Origin of the sequence: Qipengyuania gelatinilytica, from assembly GCF_019711315.1 — a bacterium.
GTDB classification, from domain to species: domain Bacteria; phylum Pseudomonadota; class Alphaproteobacteria; order Sphingomonadales; family Sphingomonadaceae; genus Qipengyuania; species Qipengyuania gelatinilytica.
Genome location: NZ_CP081294.1, coordinates 756,280 through 772,186 on the forward strand (window position 1 = coordinate 756,280; position 15,907 = coordinate 772,186).

Genomic DNA, 15,907 nt, shown 5'->3' on the forward strand with positions numbered 1-15,907 from the left:
GCAGTCCCGTGACCCCACAATCGATCGCCCTCAATCGTTTCGGACTAGGCTATCGCCGCGGAGACGCGCTGCCGCAGTATCCACGCAGCTGGTTGAAGCAGCAGATTGGCGGTTACGAACCTTCCCCACAGGCACTGGCCGGAAGGGCAGTCGATGGTGAGGAAGTCGCTCGCGTCATTGCCGACACCGCCGAATTTCGCGCCATGCGCAATGCTGCCCGTGAAGACGATGACAATCCCGACGCAGCGGCGATGATGAGCAAGGAGCGCCAGCAGGATGTGAGGCGCGGCCTTATCGCCGATATCGCACTGCGCGGCAGGCTGGCGCTCGAAACCGATACGCCGTTCATGGAGCGGATGGTCCATTTCTGGTCGAACCATTTCGCCGTATCGGCGGACAAGGCACAGCTCCCTTCGCTTGTGGGACCGTATGAATTCGGAGCGATCCGCCTGCATGTCACCGGCTATTTCAGCGACCTTCTAAAGGCTGCATCGCTGCATCCGGCGATGCTGGCCTATCTCGATCAGTGGCAATCGCAGGGCCCCAACAGCCGCGCTGCGGCAACGCGCGAGAGGCGCGGAAGGCCGGAGCGCGGGCTGAACGAGAATCTCGGGCGCGAGATCCTCGAGCTCCATACGCTGGGTGTCGAAGGCGGCTATACGCAGGAAGACGTGAGGGAACTCGCGCGGGCGCTGACAGGCTGGACGATGCAGGGCCTACCCGCCGCTGCCCGGGCCACGCCGCAACCGGGCGGTGCGGCTTTCTTCGATTATATCCACGAGCCCGGCACACGGACCGTCATGGGTCGCAGCTACCGCGACACGGGCACAGGACAGGCGCTCGCCATCCTCGACGACCTCGCCGTCCATCCATCGACCGCGCGCTTCGTTGCGACCAAGCTCGCACGCCACTTTGCAGGCGACACGCCGCCCGAAAGCCTAGTCGACCGGCTGGCGAAGGCTTTTTCGGAAAGTGGCGGGCATCTACCCAAGGTCTACGAGGCCTTGATCGATGCACCCGAGACTTGGGTCGAAGAACCTGTGAAGTTCCGCCAGCCGTGGGAGTGGGCTGTGGGCCTGCTGCGCGCGGGCGGAGAGATGAAGCTGGCCGACCGCCAGTTCGCCATCATGTTGCGCGAGCTGGGCCAGCAGGCATGGCGCCCGGGTTCTCCTGCCGGATGGGACGACCGCGAGGCAAGCTGGGCCGGAGCCAATGCCCTTTATCGCAGGGTCGAGGCGGCCGAACGCGTCGCCAATCTTTTGCGGCTGGAGGATGTCCGCGATCTCGCCGAGGCGATGTTCCCCGGCTCGCTATCGGACACGACCCGCCAGTCTGTGCGCTGGGCGGAAAGCAACGAGATGGGCTTCGCGCTCCTGCTCGTTTCACCCGAGATGATGAGGAGGTGAGCATGATCGACAGACGGACAATGCTTGCCGGTAGCGCCGCCCTTGCTGCTGCCTCGCTCGGCCCGCGCATGGCATTCGCGCGCACTGCTGGCGAGAAGCGCTTGCTGGTTCTCGTGATGCGCGGGGCGACCGACGGGCTTGCGCTTGCCGCACCGCTTGCCGATCCCGCGTTCCGGGCAGCACGGGCGAAATGGCTCGACACCTATGCCGATGCGCCGAAGCTGGACGGCACATTCGCACTCCATCCGGCGCTCGCAGAGACAGGGCGTCTCTATGGCGAAGGCGATGCCCTGCTCGTCCATGCCGTTGCGACCAGCTATCGCGAGCGTTCGCATTTCGATGCGCAGAACCTGCTCGAGACTGGAGGCATGCGGCCATTCGAAAGGCGGGACGGTTTCCTCAACCGCTTCCTTGGCCTTCTGGAAGGTAGCGAAAGCCCGGCCATCGCGCTGGCTTCGGCCCTGCCGCTGGCGCTGCGCGGGTCGAACCCCGCTTCCACTTACGCACCGACCACCCTGCCCAAGGCCAGCGACGCGCTGCTCGACCGGCTCCCCGATCTCTACGCGGGCGATCCGCAGCTGGCCGGCCTGTGGCAGCAGGCTCGCCAGACGGAGGCAATTGCCGATGCGTCCGACATGGATTCGCTTGGCCGCGCGCGCGACGCCGGCACGCTTGCCGCGCGCATGCTGGCCGACCCCCAGGGTGCACGTGTCGTCATGATGGATCTTGCCGGATGGGACAGCCACGCCAACCAGCTTGGCATGCTGCAACGCCGCTTCACGCAGTTCGATGGCCTGATGGCGGCATTCCGCGCCGGGATCGGACCTGTCTGGGAAGATACGCTGGTGCTGGTCGTGACCGAGTTCGGTCGGACCGTGGCGATCAACGGCACCAATGGAACCGATCACGGCACCGGCAGCGCTGCGCTTCTGCTGGGCGGCTTGGTCAAGGGAGGCCGCGTGCTGGCTGACTGGCCGGGCCTTGCTTCCGGGCAGCTTTACGAAGGGCGCGACCTCAAACCGACCATGTCGCTGGAAGCGCTGAACTCGGGCGCGCTGGCAAGCCACTTTGAACTGGATGCCGAAAAGGTGATGCGCGCGCTTTATCCGGGACGGACGGATCGCCCGGTCGAGGGATTGATCGCCTAGGCTTATGCCCGCTTCTGGGTGCTTACAGTCGGGAGCGGTGTGACGCTGGCCTTCTCGCGGCGCTTGTCACCATCGCACAAGGTGCGGTTACGGCCTTCCTGCTTCGCCCGGTAGAGCGCGGAATCGGTACGGGCGAAAAGCTTGCCATAGCCTTCGCCTTCCTTGCGTCCGGCAACACCGAAGCTTGCCGTGAGGCGGTGATCTTCGGGCATGCCCTCGACCTTTGCAGCGCCGAACTTCTTGCGGATGCGCTCCGCCATTGCGACGGCCGCATCGCCTTCGCAGTTCCACGCAAGGACGCAAAACTCTTCGCCGCCGATGCGTCCGGCAATGTCGGTATCGCGGATCGTGTCCTCGATGACCCGGCCGAAAGCGGCAATCGCCTTGTCGCCGACCTGGTGTCCCCAGACATCGTTGACTGACTTGAAGTGGTCGATATCCGCGACGACCAGAGAGACGGGAACGCCTTCGAGCTTCGCCTTTTCGATCTGGGCCACGACGTCCTGCTCGAAAGCGCGGCGCGTCCTAAGGCCGGTGAGCATGTCCATCTCGGCGCGCTCGCGCACAGCCTTGATCTGGTCGTAGACGCAGGCACCGACCAGAACCATCGCCGCAACCAGAGAGATCAGCGAAAGCGACAGGTTCACGACCGAATAGTAGAGCGATTCCCGATAGGCGTCCGCCGCAATCGAGGATTCTACCAGCAGTGTCAGAACCGGGCGGATCAGGAATTGGGCTGCCAGTAGCGCCTGGACGGCGATAATCAGCTTGTCGATCGCTTCGCGCTGGTGTGCGCCGAGCAGCGTCATCGTACCGATTAGGTACATGGCACCATAGCCGGTATTCACGATGATCAGGCGCGGAGCGATGTCCGTCGATAGCAAGACTGCGACCGCCAGCGTGGTCGCGGAGAGCCCGTAAATCGTCAGATGCACGCCCAGATAGGGCGGCTGGCCCACTCGCATCGCAAGGCCCCACAGCCCGCTGACGACCGAGAGCGTGTAGAAGAACTGGGTTACATGGAAAATGTAGAGCGTGCTCGTATCGAGCAGGTGAGTCGCAGCGAAACCGAGGGCGAAAAACAGGTAGGACGCGGCGAAAGCGAGCACGTAATTGCCCATCTTGCCGCGGTTCCACATCACCAGGAACACGAGCATGAAGACCACCGCCATGGTAGGCGTGATCAAGCCGATAATCTGTTCTCTCATGGTTCCGCCCCGAACCTCCTTGCCCCCTATTAGGCAGAGAAGGTTAACGGGTAGTTAGGGTGTCGCACGGTTACAAGTGCCGCCCGCGCTATGTGTTCTTACTATTGCAAACCAGTCACATATGTAACGGATTCACTCGGCCGCTGGCATCGAAATCGGCTCTTCGCGGTTGGCGAGAACGCCGACAACGGCGGTCCAGACCGCCACGTTCTGGCGCAGCTGGACGGGATCGATCTTGTCCAGCGTATCATCCGCCGTGTGATGCAGGTCGAAATAGCGCGTGCCGTCCTGTTGCAGGTCGATCAGCGGCCCTTTCTGCTCTCGCACAAGGTTGAGGTCCGCGCCGCCGCTGGCGGTGAGGCTGCTGGGCGCAACGCCGAAGCGGCCCACTGCGGCGGCGATTTCGCGGAAAAGCGCCGGATCGCTCGCGGTGAAGTTGCTTTCGAGGCGCCAGATGCGATCGGCACCGAAATCGCTCTCGAGGCCGACATAGACCGGCTCGTCGAGGTGGGCTTCGGCATATGCCTTCGAACCCCAGAGGCCGGTCTCCTCAGCCCCTGCGAAAAGGAGACGGATTGTGCGCAGCGGCTGGCCTTCCGCCGCTACGTGCTTGGCCGCTGCTGCAATGATGCCGCAGCCCGCACCGTCGTCGATCGCACCGGTACCCAGGTCCCAGCTGTCGAGGTGGCAGGCGAGCAACACGGGGGGAAGCGAAGGATCGCGGCCGACTATCTCGCCCACGACATTGCCGCTGCGGGTCGTGCCCAGGTCGCGCGGGGTCATGACCAACTTCATGCGGATCGGCGTGCCCTCGGCGCGCTCGAACATGCGCTCGAGATTGTCGGCATCGGGGTTGGAGAGCGCGCCTGCCGGGGTCGGCGTCACGCCCTCTGCAAACGTGGTGGTTCCCGTGTGCGGCACGCGGTGATTGTCGGTACCGACCGAACGGATGACGGTAGCGAGAGCGCCCTTGCTGGAAGCAAGCGAAGGCGCCATCCAGCGCGCGGGGCCTGCAAAGCCATAGTGAGAGCCGTCCTGCGCTGCCCGCATGTCGTGGCTCACGAAGGCGATCTTGCCTTCGAGACTGCCTTCTTCAGCCGCGACGAGATCGGCATAGCTCGGGAAATAGACGACCTCTGCCTCGATCCCCTCGGGGCCGGTCGCGGTGGTCGTCGAGAGCGCGGTGATCGCCATCGGCTGCGCGAAAGGCGCGGTCACCTCGGCCGTTTCGATCCCGCGAACCCAGGTCGGCATGTCGAAAGGCTCGTCGGCGATATTCGCAAAGCCGTTTGCGCGCAGCCAGTCCATCGCCCAGATGCGTCCGCGCGTTTCCTGTTCGGTACCGGGCATGCGGGGGCCGACTTCGGTGGTGATCCCTTCGACGAAATCCCAGGCGATCGTATCGCCTTCGAGCGCATCGTCAGCGCGGTCGGCGTAGGCGGGGACGGAAAGCGAGAGCGCGGCGAGCGCGAGGAGCGACTTGTTCATGAGGGCGCTTGCTAACAGCGCCAGCGGCTATGCCAAGCCTCAATCGCTCCGGCTGGCGTCCGCGTGCCCGCTCTGTTCGAAATACGCGATGGTCTTCGCAAGGCCATCACGCAGTTTCGTGGTCGCTTCCCAGCCGAGCATCTCGCGTGCGAGCATGGTGTCCGGCTTGCGGCGACGCGGATCGTCCTGCGGCAAGGGCTTGTGCACCAGCTGAGACTTGCCGCCGACGATGTCGAGCACGGTCTCGGCCAGTTCGAGCATCGAATATTCGCCCTCGTTGCCGATATTCACCGGTCCGGTGGTGTCGGCATCGGTGCCCATCATCCGCACGCAGCCGTCGATCAAATCATCGACATAACAGAAGCTGCGCGTCTGCTCGCCGTCGCCGAAGATGGTAATGTCCTCGCCGCGCAGCGCCTGCAGGATGAAGTTCGACACCACGCGCCCGTCGTTCGGGTGCATACGCGGGCCGTAAGTGTTGAAGATGCGCACGACCTTGATCGGCAAATCGTGCTGGCGGCGATAGTCGAAGAACAGCGTCTCCGCGCAGCGCTTGCCCTCGTCGTAGCAGGACCGCGGGCCGATCGGATTGACGTTGCCCCAGTAATCCTCGGTCTGCGGATGGATTTCCGGATCGCCATAAACCTCGCTGGTCGATGCCTGGAGGATCGGCACGCGAAGCCGCTTGGCGAGGCCGAGCATGTTGATCGCGCCGATCACGCTGGTCTTGGTCGTCTGGACCGGATCGAACTGGTAGTGGATCGGTGATGCCGGACAGGCGAAATTGTAGATCTCGTCCACCTCGACCGACAGCGGCATGGTGATGTCGTGGCGCAGCAGCTCGAAACGTTCGTGGCCGAGCAGGTGGGCGATATTGGCCCGCGCTCCGGTGAAGAAATTGTCGACGCACAGCACTTCGTGCCCGTCTTCGAGCAGGCGATCGCAGAGGTGCGAGCCGAGGAAACCCGCCCCGCCCGTTACCAGCACGCGCTTGGTCAGCGAATAGCGCGCCAGAGCGCCCGGTTTCGCGTCACTCATGTCTCGGAAATCTCCTGCCAGAATTGCTGTGCGCGGGTCGCGCCCTCGCTCGCCGGGTCGAACAGCGCCTCGACCGCATCGGCGAAGCGCTCGGTGTCGCCCAGATGCGCGCGCTCGGCCGTCGCGTCCGAATAGCGTTGCCACGCCTGCTCGCTCTGCGAAACAGCGAGCATCGAGCGCGCGATGCTTTCAACCGATTGCGGCTCGACCACGTAGCCGGTCACTGCGTTGCGCACGAGTGCATCGCGGGATCCGACTGCATGACTGACGATCGCGGGCACGCCGAAAGCAGCCGCCTCGTTTACGACCAGACCCCACTGCTCCTCCGTGCTGACGAGGCACAGCGCGAGCGAACGCGCGAGACGCTTCGATACTTCCTCGGCGCGCAGGAATCCAGTGAACTCCACCCCTTCGCCTGCCTGTGCCTTGAGATCGTCTGCGAGTTCTCCGTCGCCCGCCAGAACGAGGCCATGCGCCGCATAGCCCGCCAGCTCGCGGTAGCGCGCGTATCCGGCAAGCAGCGTCGAAAGGTTCTTCTTTTCAACGAAGCGCCCGACGAAGAGGAAATCGCGGTCCTCCCAGCGCACGGCCTCTGCCCCACCCTGCTGGCGGATACGATCGAGGCCGACCGTGTCGTAACCCGGCAGGATCGGCTTGTCCCCGAAGCCGAGAAACTGCAGGTAATCGCGCTGGCGCAACCCGCCGACGATCGCCGCCTTGTAGGGTGAAAGCACCCGCGCCTTGGCGGTTTCGCGCGCGAGGTTGCGGGGAAAATCGTCGAACTTGCTCTCGGTCATCATGACAATGCGCTTGCCCGCCGCAGCCATGCGCCATGACAGCGCGATCATGTCGCGTTCGGAATAGGGTACGCCGGTGCAGACCATGTCTGCCCCGCGCAGCGCCTTCATCGCAGCGCGATAGCGCGCGAGGTGCCCGACCTCGTCATAGCTCTTGCCGGGAAACAGCGTGAGATGCCGCGCATGCTCGATGCCCTCGGCCGGCTCCCACGCATAGGTCGCGCTGGTGGTGGCATATTCGACCGCCAGCACCTCGGCCCTGCCCTTCAGGCGCCGCGCGGCTGCTTCGACACGGTCGACATGATAGGCGGCAAACTGGGAAAACAGGATCGCGACCTGCGGCAAATTCCCTGACTGACCCGGCTTCTCGCTCATTATGAATTCCGCCTAGGACAGCCCTGTGCCAAATGCCAGAGCGACCTTGCCCCGAGGCCCGCCCGTGACTATCTGGCAGGCCAACTTCCCATTCTCTTGAAGACATCCAAGGATTCGCCCGATGGCCGCGCAATACGCCTTCGTCATGAAGGACATGACCAAGACTTTCCCCGGTGCCCAGAAGCCGGTGCTCAGCAATATCAACCTGCAGTTCTACCAGGGTGCCAAGATCGGCATTGTGGGTCCGAACGGCGCGGGCAAGTCGACGCTAATCAAGATCATGGCCGGCATCGACAAGGATTTCACCGGCGAAGCATGGCCGGGCGAGAACATCACTGTCGGCTATCTCGAGCAGGAGCCCGAGCTCGACGAGAGCAAGACCGTGCTCGAGAACGTCAAGGACGGCGCGCGCGAAACCGCGGACATGGTCGAACGCTTCAATGCGATCGGCATGGAAATGGCCGAGGAAGATGCCGACTTCGACGCGCTCAGCACCGAAATGGCCGAGCTGCAGGACAAGATCGACGCGGTCGACGGCTGGACGCTCGACAACCAGCTCGAAGTCGCGATGGAAGCGCTTCGCTGCCCTCCGGGCGACTGGCCCGTCACCGATCTTTCGGGCGGCGAGAAGCGCCGTGTCGCTCTCACCCGCCTGCTGATCCAGAAGCCTTCGATCCTGCTGCTGGACGAACCGACCAACCACCTCGACGCCGAAAGCGTCCAGTGGCTGGAAAACCACCTCAAGGAATATGCCGGCGCGGTGCTGATGATCACCCATGACCGCTACTTCCTCGACAATGTGGTGGAGTGGATCCTCGAACTCGACCGCGGGTCCTACTACCCTTACGAAGGCAACTACTCGACCTATCTCGAGAAGAAGGCCAAGCGTCTGGAGCAGGAAAGCCGCGAGGAAAGCGGCCGCCAGAAGGCGCTGTCACGCGAACTCGAATGGATCCGGCAAACGCCATCGGCGCGCCAGACCAAGTCCAAGGCCCGTGTCCGCAAGTTCGAACAGCTCCAGGAAGAGCAGCAGAACCGCAAGCCCGGTAAGGCGCAGATCGTCATCCAAGTGCCCGAACGTCTCGGCGGCAAGGTCATCGAGGCCAAGAACATCTCCAAGGCCTATGGCGACAAGCTGCTCTTCGAAAACCTCTCATTCATGCTGCCCCCGGGCGGTATCGTCGGCGTGATCGGGCCGAACGGCGCGGGCAAGTCCACGCTGTTCAAGATCCTGACCGGCAAGGAAGAACCCGACAGCGGCACGGTGGAAATCGGCTCGACCGTCCATCTCGGCTATGTCGACCAGAGCCGCGATCACCTGAACCCCAAGAACAACGTCTGGGAAGAGATTTCGGACGGCCTCGACTATATGAAGGTCAACGGCCACGACACCTCGACCCGTGCCTATGTCGGCGCATTCAACTTCAAGGGCGCGGACCAGCAGAAGAACGTCGGCAAGCTGTCGGGCGGTGAACGCAACCGCGTCCACATGGCCAAGATGCTGAAGGAGGGCGGCAACGTCCTGCTTCTGGACGAACCAACCAACGACCTCGACGTGGAAACGCTGGGCGCGCTGGAAGAGGCGATCGAAAACTTCGCCGGCTGCGCCGTGGTCATCAGCCATGACCGCTTCTTCCTCGACCGCCTCGCCACCCACATCCTCGCCTTCGAGGGCGACAGCCACGTCGAATGGTTCGAGGGCAACTTCGAAGCCTACGAGGAAGACAAGCGCCGCCGCATGGGCGACGCTGCGGACCGTCCGACGCGCTTGGCGTACAAGAAGCTGACGCGGTAAAGCCTCTACGGGTCGTAAGCGGATTGTCCACTTACGACCCGATTGCGGACGTTCGCTGTGTCCGCCTATATTACGAGAATGTTGAGACATTCCATTCGACGACTCATTTTCCTTAGCGTGACAGGTGCGATGTTGGCGGCATGCACGTCCGCCCAATTGGATGCCAGGTCAGCCGAATGCCCGGTAGATGTTGATCTCGCTGCCTTGGTTGCTGCATCGGACCATATTCTAATCGCTCGCATGGACTTCTCACCAACGCTCTTGGTTGAGGAAGCCAGCAGTGCAAGTCCGCAATACGTCGAATTACCTCTGCTAGTGGAATCATGGATCAAGGGCGGAAATAACGATCACGTTTCACTCCGACATTTCCCCTCGGATGCTCCTTACAAGCCGTCGATGGAGTTGATGGCTGATCTTGCGGGAAAGCCAGCAATCCTATTTCTCACCCAAGTCGATGAAGGCCCCATCGGTCTGTATTTTGCTGGATATTCGGCTGACGCTTTGCGTTATTCGGATGAAGGTGCAATCGATGCAATTCGATACGAGGTTGCTCGCCAATCCAACATTGCCAGTGGTTGGCAAACTGACTCTTCGCTTCCTCACTTTGACGAAGTTTCTGATCTGGTCTCACAACTTGGAGTAGTGAGTGGTGTCCAGCAGCAGCGGGTCTTCGATTCACTCATAAATCTGGGCGCAGATGCTGTGCCTGCAATGGTGTCGCAAATGGATGACCACCGACCTTTGCTGACACGTTCGATATCGTTGGAAAATCGTTCACCTGACGCTTTCGAGGCTACGCGGCACTATGGGCCCAACCTAGTAGTGGATGGTCTTGACGCAGTGCTCAATCATATAACTGGATTTGGAGGGTCTATCGTCAACGGTGGTTCAGAACGAGCGAGAGAAGCCGCGGTCGCTGGATGGAAAGTGTATGCCTCGGACATGGGCTGCAGGGCACCTAAATCCCAAGAGAAGTGAACGTCCGCTTCCCCCCACATGCTGCCATTCGCGTGCAGGCGGCATCCAACGTAAACTTGGCGCATCTCTGCTCTGAAGAGATAACTAAGGGATGGCGTGTGTAGGGCTGATTTCAGGCCTCCCTACCCCTCTTCCCCCTCCACGGCGTCGGTCTTCTCGTCTTCCCTGAACTCCTCCATCACCTCGTCCGCGTCCGCTTCGTCTTCGGCGCTGGGGCCTTCGGCGTCTTCGTTGCGGCCGCGTGCGGCTGCGGGGTCTAGGCACAGGCGAGCGATGACCGGGCGATGATCTGACCCAATGGGATCGCCCACGCGCATCTCGTCGAGCAGGAATTCCTCGGTCACGAACAGGTGGTCGAGCGGCCAGCCCAGCCACACCATGTTCGCCGGGAAGGTCGCATAGGTGCCCCTGCCGATACGCGGATCGAGGAAGCTGCCGAGGTCCTTGAACAGGCTCGTCGTGTCGGACCATGCGACATCGTTGAAATCGCCGATTGCGAGCACCGGAAGCCCCACATCGCGCGAGCGGCGCGCGGCGACGATTATCTCGGCGTCGCGTTCTTCCGTATCCTGCTTGGGCTTGGGCGGGCGCGGATGCAGGCCGATCATCAGGAAGCTTTGATTGCCAGCGCGCAAGGTCGCGACGACCGAAGGCGTGTCCTTTTGCGCCATGTCCTGGATCGCCGCGTCGAACATCGGCAGCTTCGACGCGAACAGGATGCCATAGGTGTTATCCAGCGGACGCTGGATCTGGCCCGGGTAATCTTCCAGCACACCGGCCACCGCATCGGCCCAGGCCTGGTCGGTCTCCGTCAGCAGCACGATATCCGGATCGACACGGCGAATGAGGTCGATCGTGCGCTCGTACTCGCGGTTCTTCTGCAGGACGTTGAGGGTCAGCAGGGTGAAGCAGGAATTGCCGGAAGCCTGATCGGAGGACACCCGCGCCACCTCTGTCGGGGCAAGCGGAGTGTAGGGCACAATGCGGTAGACCTGCCAGATGCTCACCGCGGCAAGCACCAAGGGCAGCCAGGGACGCCATGCGCGATCGAAAAACCACAGCGCAATACCCAGCAGGATCATCGCGATAAGGATCTGGATGCGCGGGAAATCCCAGATCCTGATCCACCACTGGTTGAGATCGGTGGTACTCATCAGCGATCCGGCGACCAGCATGATCGCGGCTATCCTCAGCAGCCAGACCCCGGCCACCTTCCAACCTGCGTTGCGCGTTTCGCTCACGAATATTTCCCCCTGTTTCGACCGCGTTCTTCACTTGGTCACAGGGGCACTATCGCCGCAAGCCCCCAAAGTTCCGCGCAAGCGAAGGTCGATTTGACTAGCCCTTCACGAATTGCGAGAGTCGGGTGCAAGGCGTCCGGTACGCGGGCGCGCTTTCCATGCGGCACCACCAGTGCCGCGAACACGAAATCTCAAAGGATATTCATGACCACTCCCAACAACGGTGACACCGTAACCGTCGACTACGTCCTCAAGCGGGGTGACGGCCAGGTCGTTGGCAATACCGAAGAGGTCGGACCGCAGGAAATCCAGCTCGGCGGCGGACAGATCTTCCCGCAGATCGAACAGGCTCTCACCGGCATGAAAGTCGGCGACCAGCAGACGGTCGCAATTCCCAGCGCCGATGCATTCGGACCGCGCCGTGAAGAACTGATCATGGACCTCCCGCGCGCCAACCTTCCGCCCGAACCCGCCCCGCAGCCGGGCATGGCGCTTCAGGCGCAGGCGCCCGACGGCAATCCGATGACGCTGTTCATCGTCGAAGTCGGCGAAGAGGCCGTGAAGGTCGACGGGAACCACCCGCTGGCCGGCGAAGACGTGACCTTCGAGCTGACCCTGCGCGATATCAAGCAGGCTGCCTGACAATGGAGCGGCGGACGGACACCTTCGGGAACCTCCGATGACCGCCCGCCGCATCATCGTCCATGGGAGGGTCCAGGGCGTCTTCTATCGCGACTGGACCGTCGCCACGGCGCGCTCACTCGGCCTCGCCGGTTGGGTGCGCAACTTGCCTGATGGGACGGTCGAAGCGCACCTTGAAGGCGATCCGGCCGCTGTCGAACGCATGATCGAGGAAATGCAGGCAGGGCCGCCGCGTGCGGAACCGACCGGAATCGATGTGCAAATCGTTGATTCCCAGAGCTTGTCCGGTTTCACAAGATGCAACTGGAAATCCGATAGGTGAGCCGTTAAGCAAGCCCTCATCAGCCTTGGCTAGAGGGACAGCCAAGGGAGGGGACTGACAGTGACTTCGAATCACAAGGGTGCAGGCTATTACGGCTGGCCGATGCTGTACGGCATCGCCTGGCTTGTCTGTGCGCTGGTTGCCCTCAACCTCACCCAGGGCGAAGACGGCATTGCGGCCGTCTGGCCTTCGAGCGGCATCTTCGTTGCTGCCCTCCTCCATTTCGGTCCTCGCCGCCGCATCATTACCACTGCTTGGATCGCCGCCGCCAGCATGGCCGCGAACCTGTGGGCCGGATCGAGCTTCCTCGCCACCACCGGTTACACCATTGCCAACCTGTTGGAAGGTTATCTGGTCTATGCATTGATGGGCGGTAGCTCGGCTGCGAAGCTCATTCTCTCGCGGCCCTGGAACATGGCCCGCTTTGGCGCCGCCGCGATTCTCGCCGGCTGTTTCAGCGCAATCATGGCAGGCGTCCTTTCGGGCAACCTCACCTATAGCTTCCTGAGCTCGTGGATGAGCACCGTCACACTCGGCATGCTGATCATGACGCCGATCATCCTGTTCATCGCACAGGACCCGCAGGACCGCAGGAATTTGCTGTCGCTGCGCTCGCTCTGGACCGCGCTTGTCGTAGCAATCCTGAGCGTCGCAGCATTCGGCCAGGCCGATATACCGCTGCTCTTCCTGCCGGTGATGGCCATGGCGATCGCCACCGCAACGCTCGGCCTCAGCGGGGCTGCGGCAGCGCTCGTCATCATCGCGACGACCGGCTCGGTCCTGTCCATTTTCAATACCGGCCCTGTCACGCTGTTCTTCGACACGACCGAGAAGCAGGTCTTCTTCTTCCAGCTCTATCTCGTCGCGCTGCTCGTTTCCTCGATGCCGGTCGCCTTCCTGCTTGCCCAGCGCGGCCGCGCCCTTGCAGAGATCGCGGAGAACGCGAGGCTGCTTGAATCTGCCGAACGCGCGGCCAAGGTCGGCCACTGGCGCTTCAGCCCGGTCGACAATTCGGCCCGCTGGTCACGCGAGGCGTTGCGGATCTGCGGTTTCGATGCGGATAGCCAGCCGAGCCTCGAAGACTGGTTCGACCTTCACCACGAAGACGATCGCGAGCGCGTGCGCTCGTTCATCGTCGAAGCGACCAGCCATGCCCTTCCCTTCGCCTTCGAAGCGCGGATCCGGCGCGGCAATAGCGAGATCGTCCATATCGATTGCCGCGGCGAGGCCGAGGCCGACCGAAAGGGCCGTGTGACCGCACTGTTCGGCACGATGCTCGATGTAACCGAGCGTGCCGAAACCATGCGCCAGCTCGAAGCCGCCCGTGCCAGGGCAGAACGCGAAGCTGCTGAAGTCCGCATGCTTGCCGCCACCGACCCACTGACCGGCATGCCCAATCGCCGCTGCATCCTCGCAAATCTTGCCGAGGCGATGGACGCCTCCGAATTGACGGGCGACCCGCTGTCCGTCGCCATGATCGACATCGACTACTTCAAGCGCATCAACGACGAATTCGGCCACGGCGTGGGTGACCGTGTCATTAAGGCTATTGCCGACATCCTGTGCGACGAGGCGATTGGCGATGATTCAGTCGGCCGTATCGGGGGCGAGGAGTTCCTCTTCGTCTTCCCCAGCCGCAGCGCGGAAGAGCTCGACGCGCGGTGCATCGCAATCAATGATCGCCTTGGCTCGACCCAGTGGGAACAGCCGATCAATATCACGCTGAGTATCGGCATTGCCGAACTCAAGCCCGGCTGGGACGAACGCGACCTGCTGCGTGCAGCCGACCAAGCGCTGTACGATGCGAAACATGCCGGCCGGAACCGGCACTCGGTTCACACGGCCTGATCAGGCGGCGCTTGCGGTTGCCGTGGCAGGCGGCGCAATCGAGGAACGCTCCACAATCGTATAGGGCACATCGGCATGAGCAACGCTCTTGCCGGCTCCCTTCATGCAATCCGCCAGCAGGGTGCAGGCTGTAGCGCCCATTTCCTCTAGCGGCTGGCGCACGGTGGTCAGCGGCGGGTTGAGGGTCTTCGCAACGGGATCGTCGTCGAAGCCAACGATCGAGACCTGTCCCGGCAAGCTATAGCCTGCAGCCCTAGCCGCCTGGACGAAGCCCGCCGCCATGCCGTCATTGCTCGAGAAGATTGCGGTCGGCCTTCCAGCCAACAGCTTGGAGGCGAGCTGCTTGCCGCTCTCGGGCGTGAAATCGCCCTCGACGATCAATGCGGGGTCGGCCCTGCCACCCTTGGTCCCCATGGCCGCAGTAAAGCCGTTGTAGCGCCGCATGCTGGCGAGGTGCGAACGGGGTCCGCGAATGATCGCGATACGGCGATGGCCGGCCTCGAGCAGCAACCCCGTAATCTCGCGCGACGCCTCGTATTCGTCCATGGACACCGTGATACCCCGCCCCGGATCGAGCATCGACGCGATGCGTGCAAAGGGGATACCTCTTTTTTCGAGCTGGAGGAGGACATGGCGGTCATCGCACAATGGCGCGGTCAGGATGACACCGCCAAGGCCGGGAGAATCGAGCAGGCTCTCGACGCTCCTGTCCGTCCCGTGGATGTTTTCAGCCTCGATCGTAACTCCGCAAGCACTTGCTTTGCGCGTGGCACCGGATTGCAGCCGCGTGACGTAGTCGCGGTTCATGTTATCGAAAAGCATCAGGATGCGGGTACTGGACGTCATCGAGCCGGCTAGCCTCTGTAATCTAACGGATTCCGCCGATACTCGCTCTTAAACATGACCAGCCCGACAATCGGGATGGTTTATCAGGGAGTAACCCATTTCGCCTTGTCCCGCTGCAGGATCGCACGACGATGTCCGCCGGAAGACAAGTAATACCAGTCGATCGTGGCGATCTCGACGATAAGCGCGCCGAAATTCTGGCGAGCGGGGACCAGCTCTTCCTCGGTAGGGCGCGCGCCCTCGATCCAGGCTGGAAGCCCGCTCGACGGCTCATCGCGATCTTCGCCCGGAGGCGCACCGAGATAACACCGGCGGGCAAAGGCATCGCTCTCTTCCCAGAATTCCTGCACCCGCGGACTCTGCGAATCGATCCTGCCATTTCCCCGGCAACGGATCTGCACCTTTGCTTCGGGATCGTAGAACAATACGCCAAGCGGCGCGCCGTCGCCGATGACGCTCGCCTTGGGAGACCGCACGTCAGTGTGGAACCGCAATGTCCAGCCGTCGGGGTCGAAATCGCGCAGGACCATGATGCGTGCATCCGCATCGGCGGTCGCCACCACGGGGGTGTGCATCGGCGACTTGCGACCGGTTGCAGCTTCCGTCAGCCGTGCAATAACGTCCTTCCGGACAGCGGGGAGATTATCGATCATCGCAAGAGCCAACGCATGAGTTGGCACTGGGTTGCGTTAATTTTCAACGGTACGAACATGAACGAGAGGTCGACAATCCGGTTCAGATACAAGTCAGGCCGATGTGATACAAAGCAATACAT

At 62.5% G+C, this 15,907-nt stretch carries 14 protein-coding genes; 7 read left to right on the forward strand and 7 right to left on the reverse strand.

What is annotated here, in order from left to right:
- Window positions 1-8: 8 nt before the first annotated feature.
- Both K3136_RS03740 and K3136_RS03745 read left to right on the forward strand, forming a co-directional pair.
- Window positions 9-1,406, forward strand: coding sequence for a DUF1800 domain-containing protein (locus tag K3136_RS03740; RefSeq protein ID WP_221431564.1), 1,398 nt, complete (start codon window positions 9-11; stop codon window positions 1,404-1,406).
- Between the two features lie 2 nt (window positions 1,407-1,408).
- Complete coding sequence (locus K3136_RS03745) at window positions 1,409-2,554, forward strand: DUF1501 domain-containing protein (protein ID WP_221431565.1); 1,146 nt, start codon at window positions 1,409-1,411, stop codon at window positions 2,552-2,554.
- A gap of 2 nt (window positions 2,555-2,556) precedes the next feature.
- Here K3136_RS03745 and K3136_RS03750 read toward each other — a convergent pair whose 3' ends face one another.
- The 4 genes from K3136_RS03750 to K3136_RS03765 all read right to left on the reverse strand — a co-directional run bounded on the left by K3136_RS03750 (window position 2,557) and on the right by K3136_RS03765 (window position 7,460).
- The gene (locus tag K3136_RS03750; RefSeq protein ID WP_221431566.1) at window positions 2,557-3,762 is read right to left on the reverse strand and encodes a GGDEF domain-containing protein; all 1,206 of its coding nucleotides are present in this window, start codon (window positions 3,760-3,762) and stop codon (window positions 2,557-2,559) included.
- 132 nt (window positions 3,763-3,894) lie between these two features.
- Window positions 3,895-5,250 carry a M20/M25/M40 family metallo-hydrolase gene (locus K3136_RS03755; protein ID WP_221431567.1) on the reverse strand — a complete coding sequence of 452 codons (1,356 nt, stop codon included), beginning with the start codon at window positions 5,248-5,250 and terminating at the stop codon, window positions 3,895-3,897.
- Between the two features lie 39 nt (window positions 5,251-5,289).
- Entirely contained in the window at window positions 5,290-6,288 is a 999-nt protein-coding gene (locus K3136_RS03760; RefSeq protein ID WP_221431568.1) for a UDP-glucuronic acid decarboxylase family protein, read from the reverse strand.
- A complete protein-coding gene (locus tag K3136_RS03765) occupies window positions 6,285-7,460 on the reverse strand; it encodes a glycosyltransferase (RefSeq protein ID WP_221431569.1) in 1,176 nt (391 codons plus the stop codon). The genes K3136_RS03760 and K3136_RS03765 overlap by 4 nt, the downstream gene beginning before the upstream one ends.
- A gap of 121 nt (window positions 7,461-7,581) precedes the next feature.
- On the opposite strand from K3136_RS03765, the gene ettA reads away from it, so the two are divergent.
- Together ettA and K3136_RS03775 are read left to right on the forward strand one after the other, a co-directional pair.
- Window positions 7,582-9,255 carry an energy-dependent translational throttle protein EttA gene (ettA, locus tag K3136_RS03770; protein ID WP_221431570.1) on the forward strand — a complete coding sequence of 558 codons (1,674 nt, stop codon included), beginning with the start codon at window positions 7,582-7,584 and terminating at the stop codon, window positions 9,253-9,255.
- Window positions 9,256-9,372: 117 nt separating this feature from the next.
- Complete coding sequence (locus K3136_RS03775; RefSeq protein WP_221431571.1) at window positions 9,373-10,233, forward strand: hypothetical protein; 861 nt, start codon at window positions 9,373-9,375, stop codon at window positions 10,231-10,233.
- Window positions 10,234-10,355: 122 nt separating this feature from the next.
- Here K3136_RS03775 and K3136_RS03780 read toward each other — a convergent pair whose 3' ends face one another.
- A complete protein-coding gene (locus tag K3136_RS03780; protein WP_221431572.1) occupies window positions 10,356-11,474 on the reverse strand; it encodes an endonuclease/exonuclease/phosphatase family protein in 1,119 nt (372 codons plus the stop codon).
- A gap of 204 nt (window positions 11,475-11,678) precedes the next feature.
- Here K3136_RS03780 and K3136_RS03785 point away from each other — a divergent pair, with 204 nt between their 5' ends.
- The 3 genes from K3136_RS03785 to K3136_RS03795 are packed head-to-tail and all read left to right on the forward strand — an operon-like array spanning window position 11,679 to window position 14,286.
- On the forward strand, window positions 11,679-12,116 hold the full coding sequence (locus K3136_RS03785) for an FKBP-type peptidyl-prolyl cis-trans isomerase (RefSeq protein WP_221431573.1): 438 nt from the start codon (window positions 11,679-11,681) through the stop codon (window positions 12,114-12,116).
- A gap of 37 nt (window positions 12,117-12,153) precedes the next feature.
- Window positions 12,154-12,438, forward strand: a complete 285-nt coding sequence (locus K3136_RS03790) for an acylphosphatase (protein WP_221431574.1) — start codon at window positions 12,154-12,156, stop codon at window positions 12,436-12,438.
- 60 nt (window positions 12,439-12,498) lie between these two features.
- Complete coding sequence (locus tag K3136_RS03795) at window positions 12,499-14,286, forward strand: sensor domain-containing diguanylate cyclase (RefSeq protein WP_221431575.1); 1,788 nt, start codon at window positions 12,499-12,501, stop codon at window positions 14,284-14,286.
- On the opposite strand, the gene K3136_RS03800 is transcribed toward K3136_RS03795, so the two are convergent.
- Together K3136_RS03800 and K3136_RS03805 are read right to left on the reverse strand one after the other, a co-directional pair.
- The gene (locus K3136_RS03800; RefSeq protein WP_221431576.1) at window positions 14,287-15,132 is read right to left on the reverse strand and encodes a substrate-binding domain-containing protein; all 846 of its coding nucleotides are present in this window, start codon (window positions 15,130-15,132) and stop codon (window positions 14,287-14,289) included. It lies immediately after the preceding gene.
- Window positions 15,133-15,215: 83 nt separating this feature from the next.
- Window positions 15,216-15,785, reverse strand: a complete 570-nt coding sequence (locus K3136_RS03805) for a PNPOx family protein (RefSeq protein ID WP_247711424.1) — start codon at window positions 15,783-15,785, stop codon at window positions 15,216-15,218.
- Window positions 15,786-15,907: the final 122 nt, after the last annotated feature.

Coding starts and splice junctions, on each gene's coding strand:
- K3136_RS03745 (WP_221431565.1), top strand. CDS start 1,409: ATGATCGACAGACGGACAATGCTTGCCGGTAGCGCCGCCCTTGCTGCT.
- K3136_RS03750 (WP_221431566.1), bottom strand. CDS start 3,762: ATGAGAGAACAGATTATCGGCTTGATCACGCCTACCATGGCGGTGGTC.
- K3136_RS03755 (WP_221431567.1), bottom strand. CDS start 5,250: ATGAACAAGTCGCTCCTCGCGCTCGCCGCGCTCTCGCTTTCCGTCCCC.
- K3136_RS03760 (WP_221431568.1), bottom strand. CDS start 6,288: ATGAGTGACGCGAAACCGGGCGCTCTGGCGCGCTATTCGCTGACCAAG.
- K3136_RS03765 (WP_221431569.1), bottom strand. CDS start 7,460: ATGAGCGAGAAGCCGGGTCAGTCAGGGAATTTGCCGCAGGTCGCGATC.
- ettA (WP_221431570.1), top strand. CDS start 7,582: ATGGCCGCGCAATACGCCTTCGTCATGAAGGACATGACCAAGACTTTC.
- K3136_RS03785 (WP_221431573.1), top strand. CDS start 11,679: ATGACCACTCCCAACAACGGTGACACCGTAACCGTCGACTACGTCCTC.
- K3136_RS03790 (WP_221431574.1), top strand. CDS start 12,154: ATGACCGCCCGCCGCATCATCGTCCATGGGAGGGTCCAGGGCGTCTTC.
- K3136_RS03800 (WP_221431576.1), bottom strand. CDS start 15,132: ATGACGTCCAGTACCCGCATCCTGATGCTTTTCGATAACATGAACCGC.
- K3136_RS03805 (WP_247711424.1), bottom strand. CDS start 15,785: ATGATCGATAATCTCCCCGCTGTCCGGAAGGACGTTATTGCACGGCTG.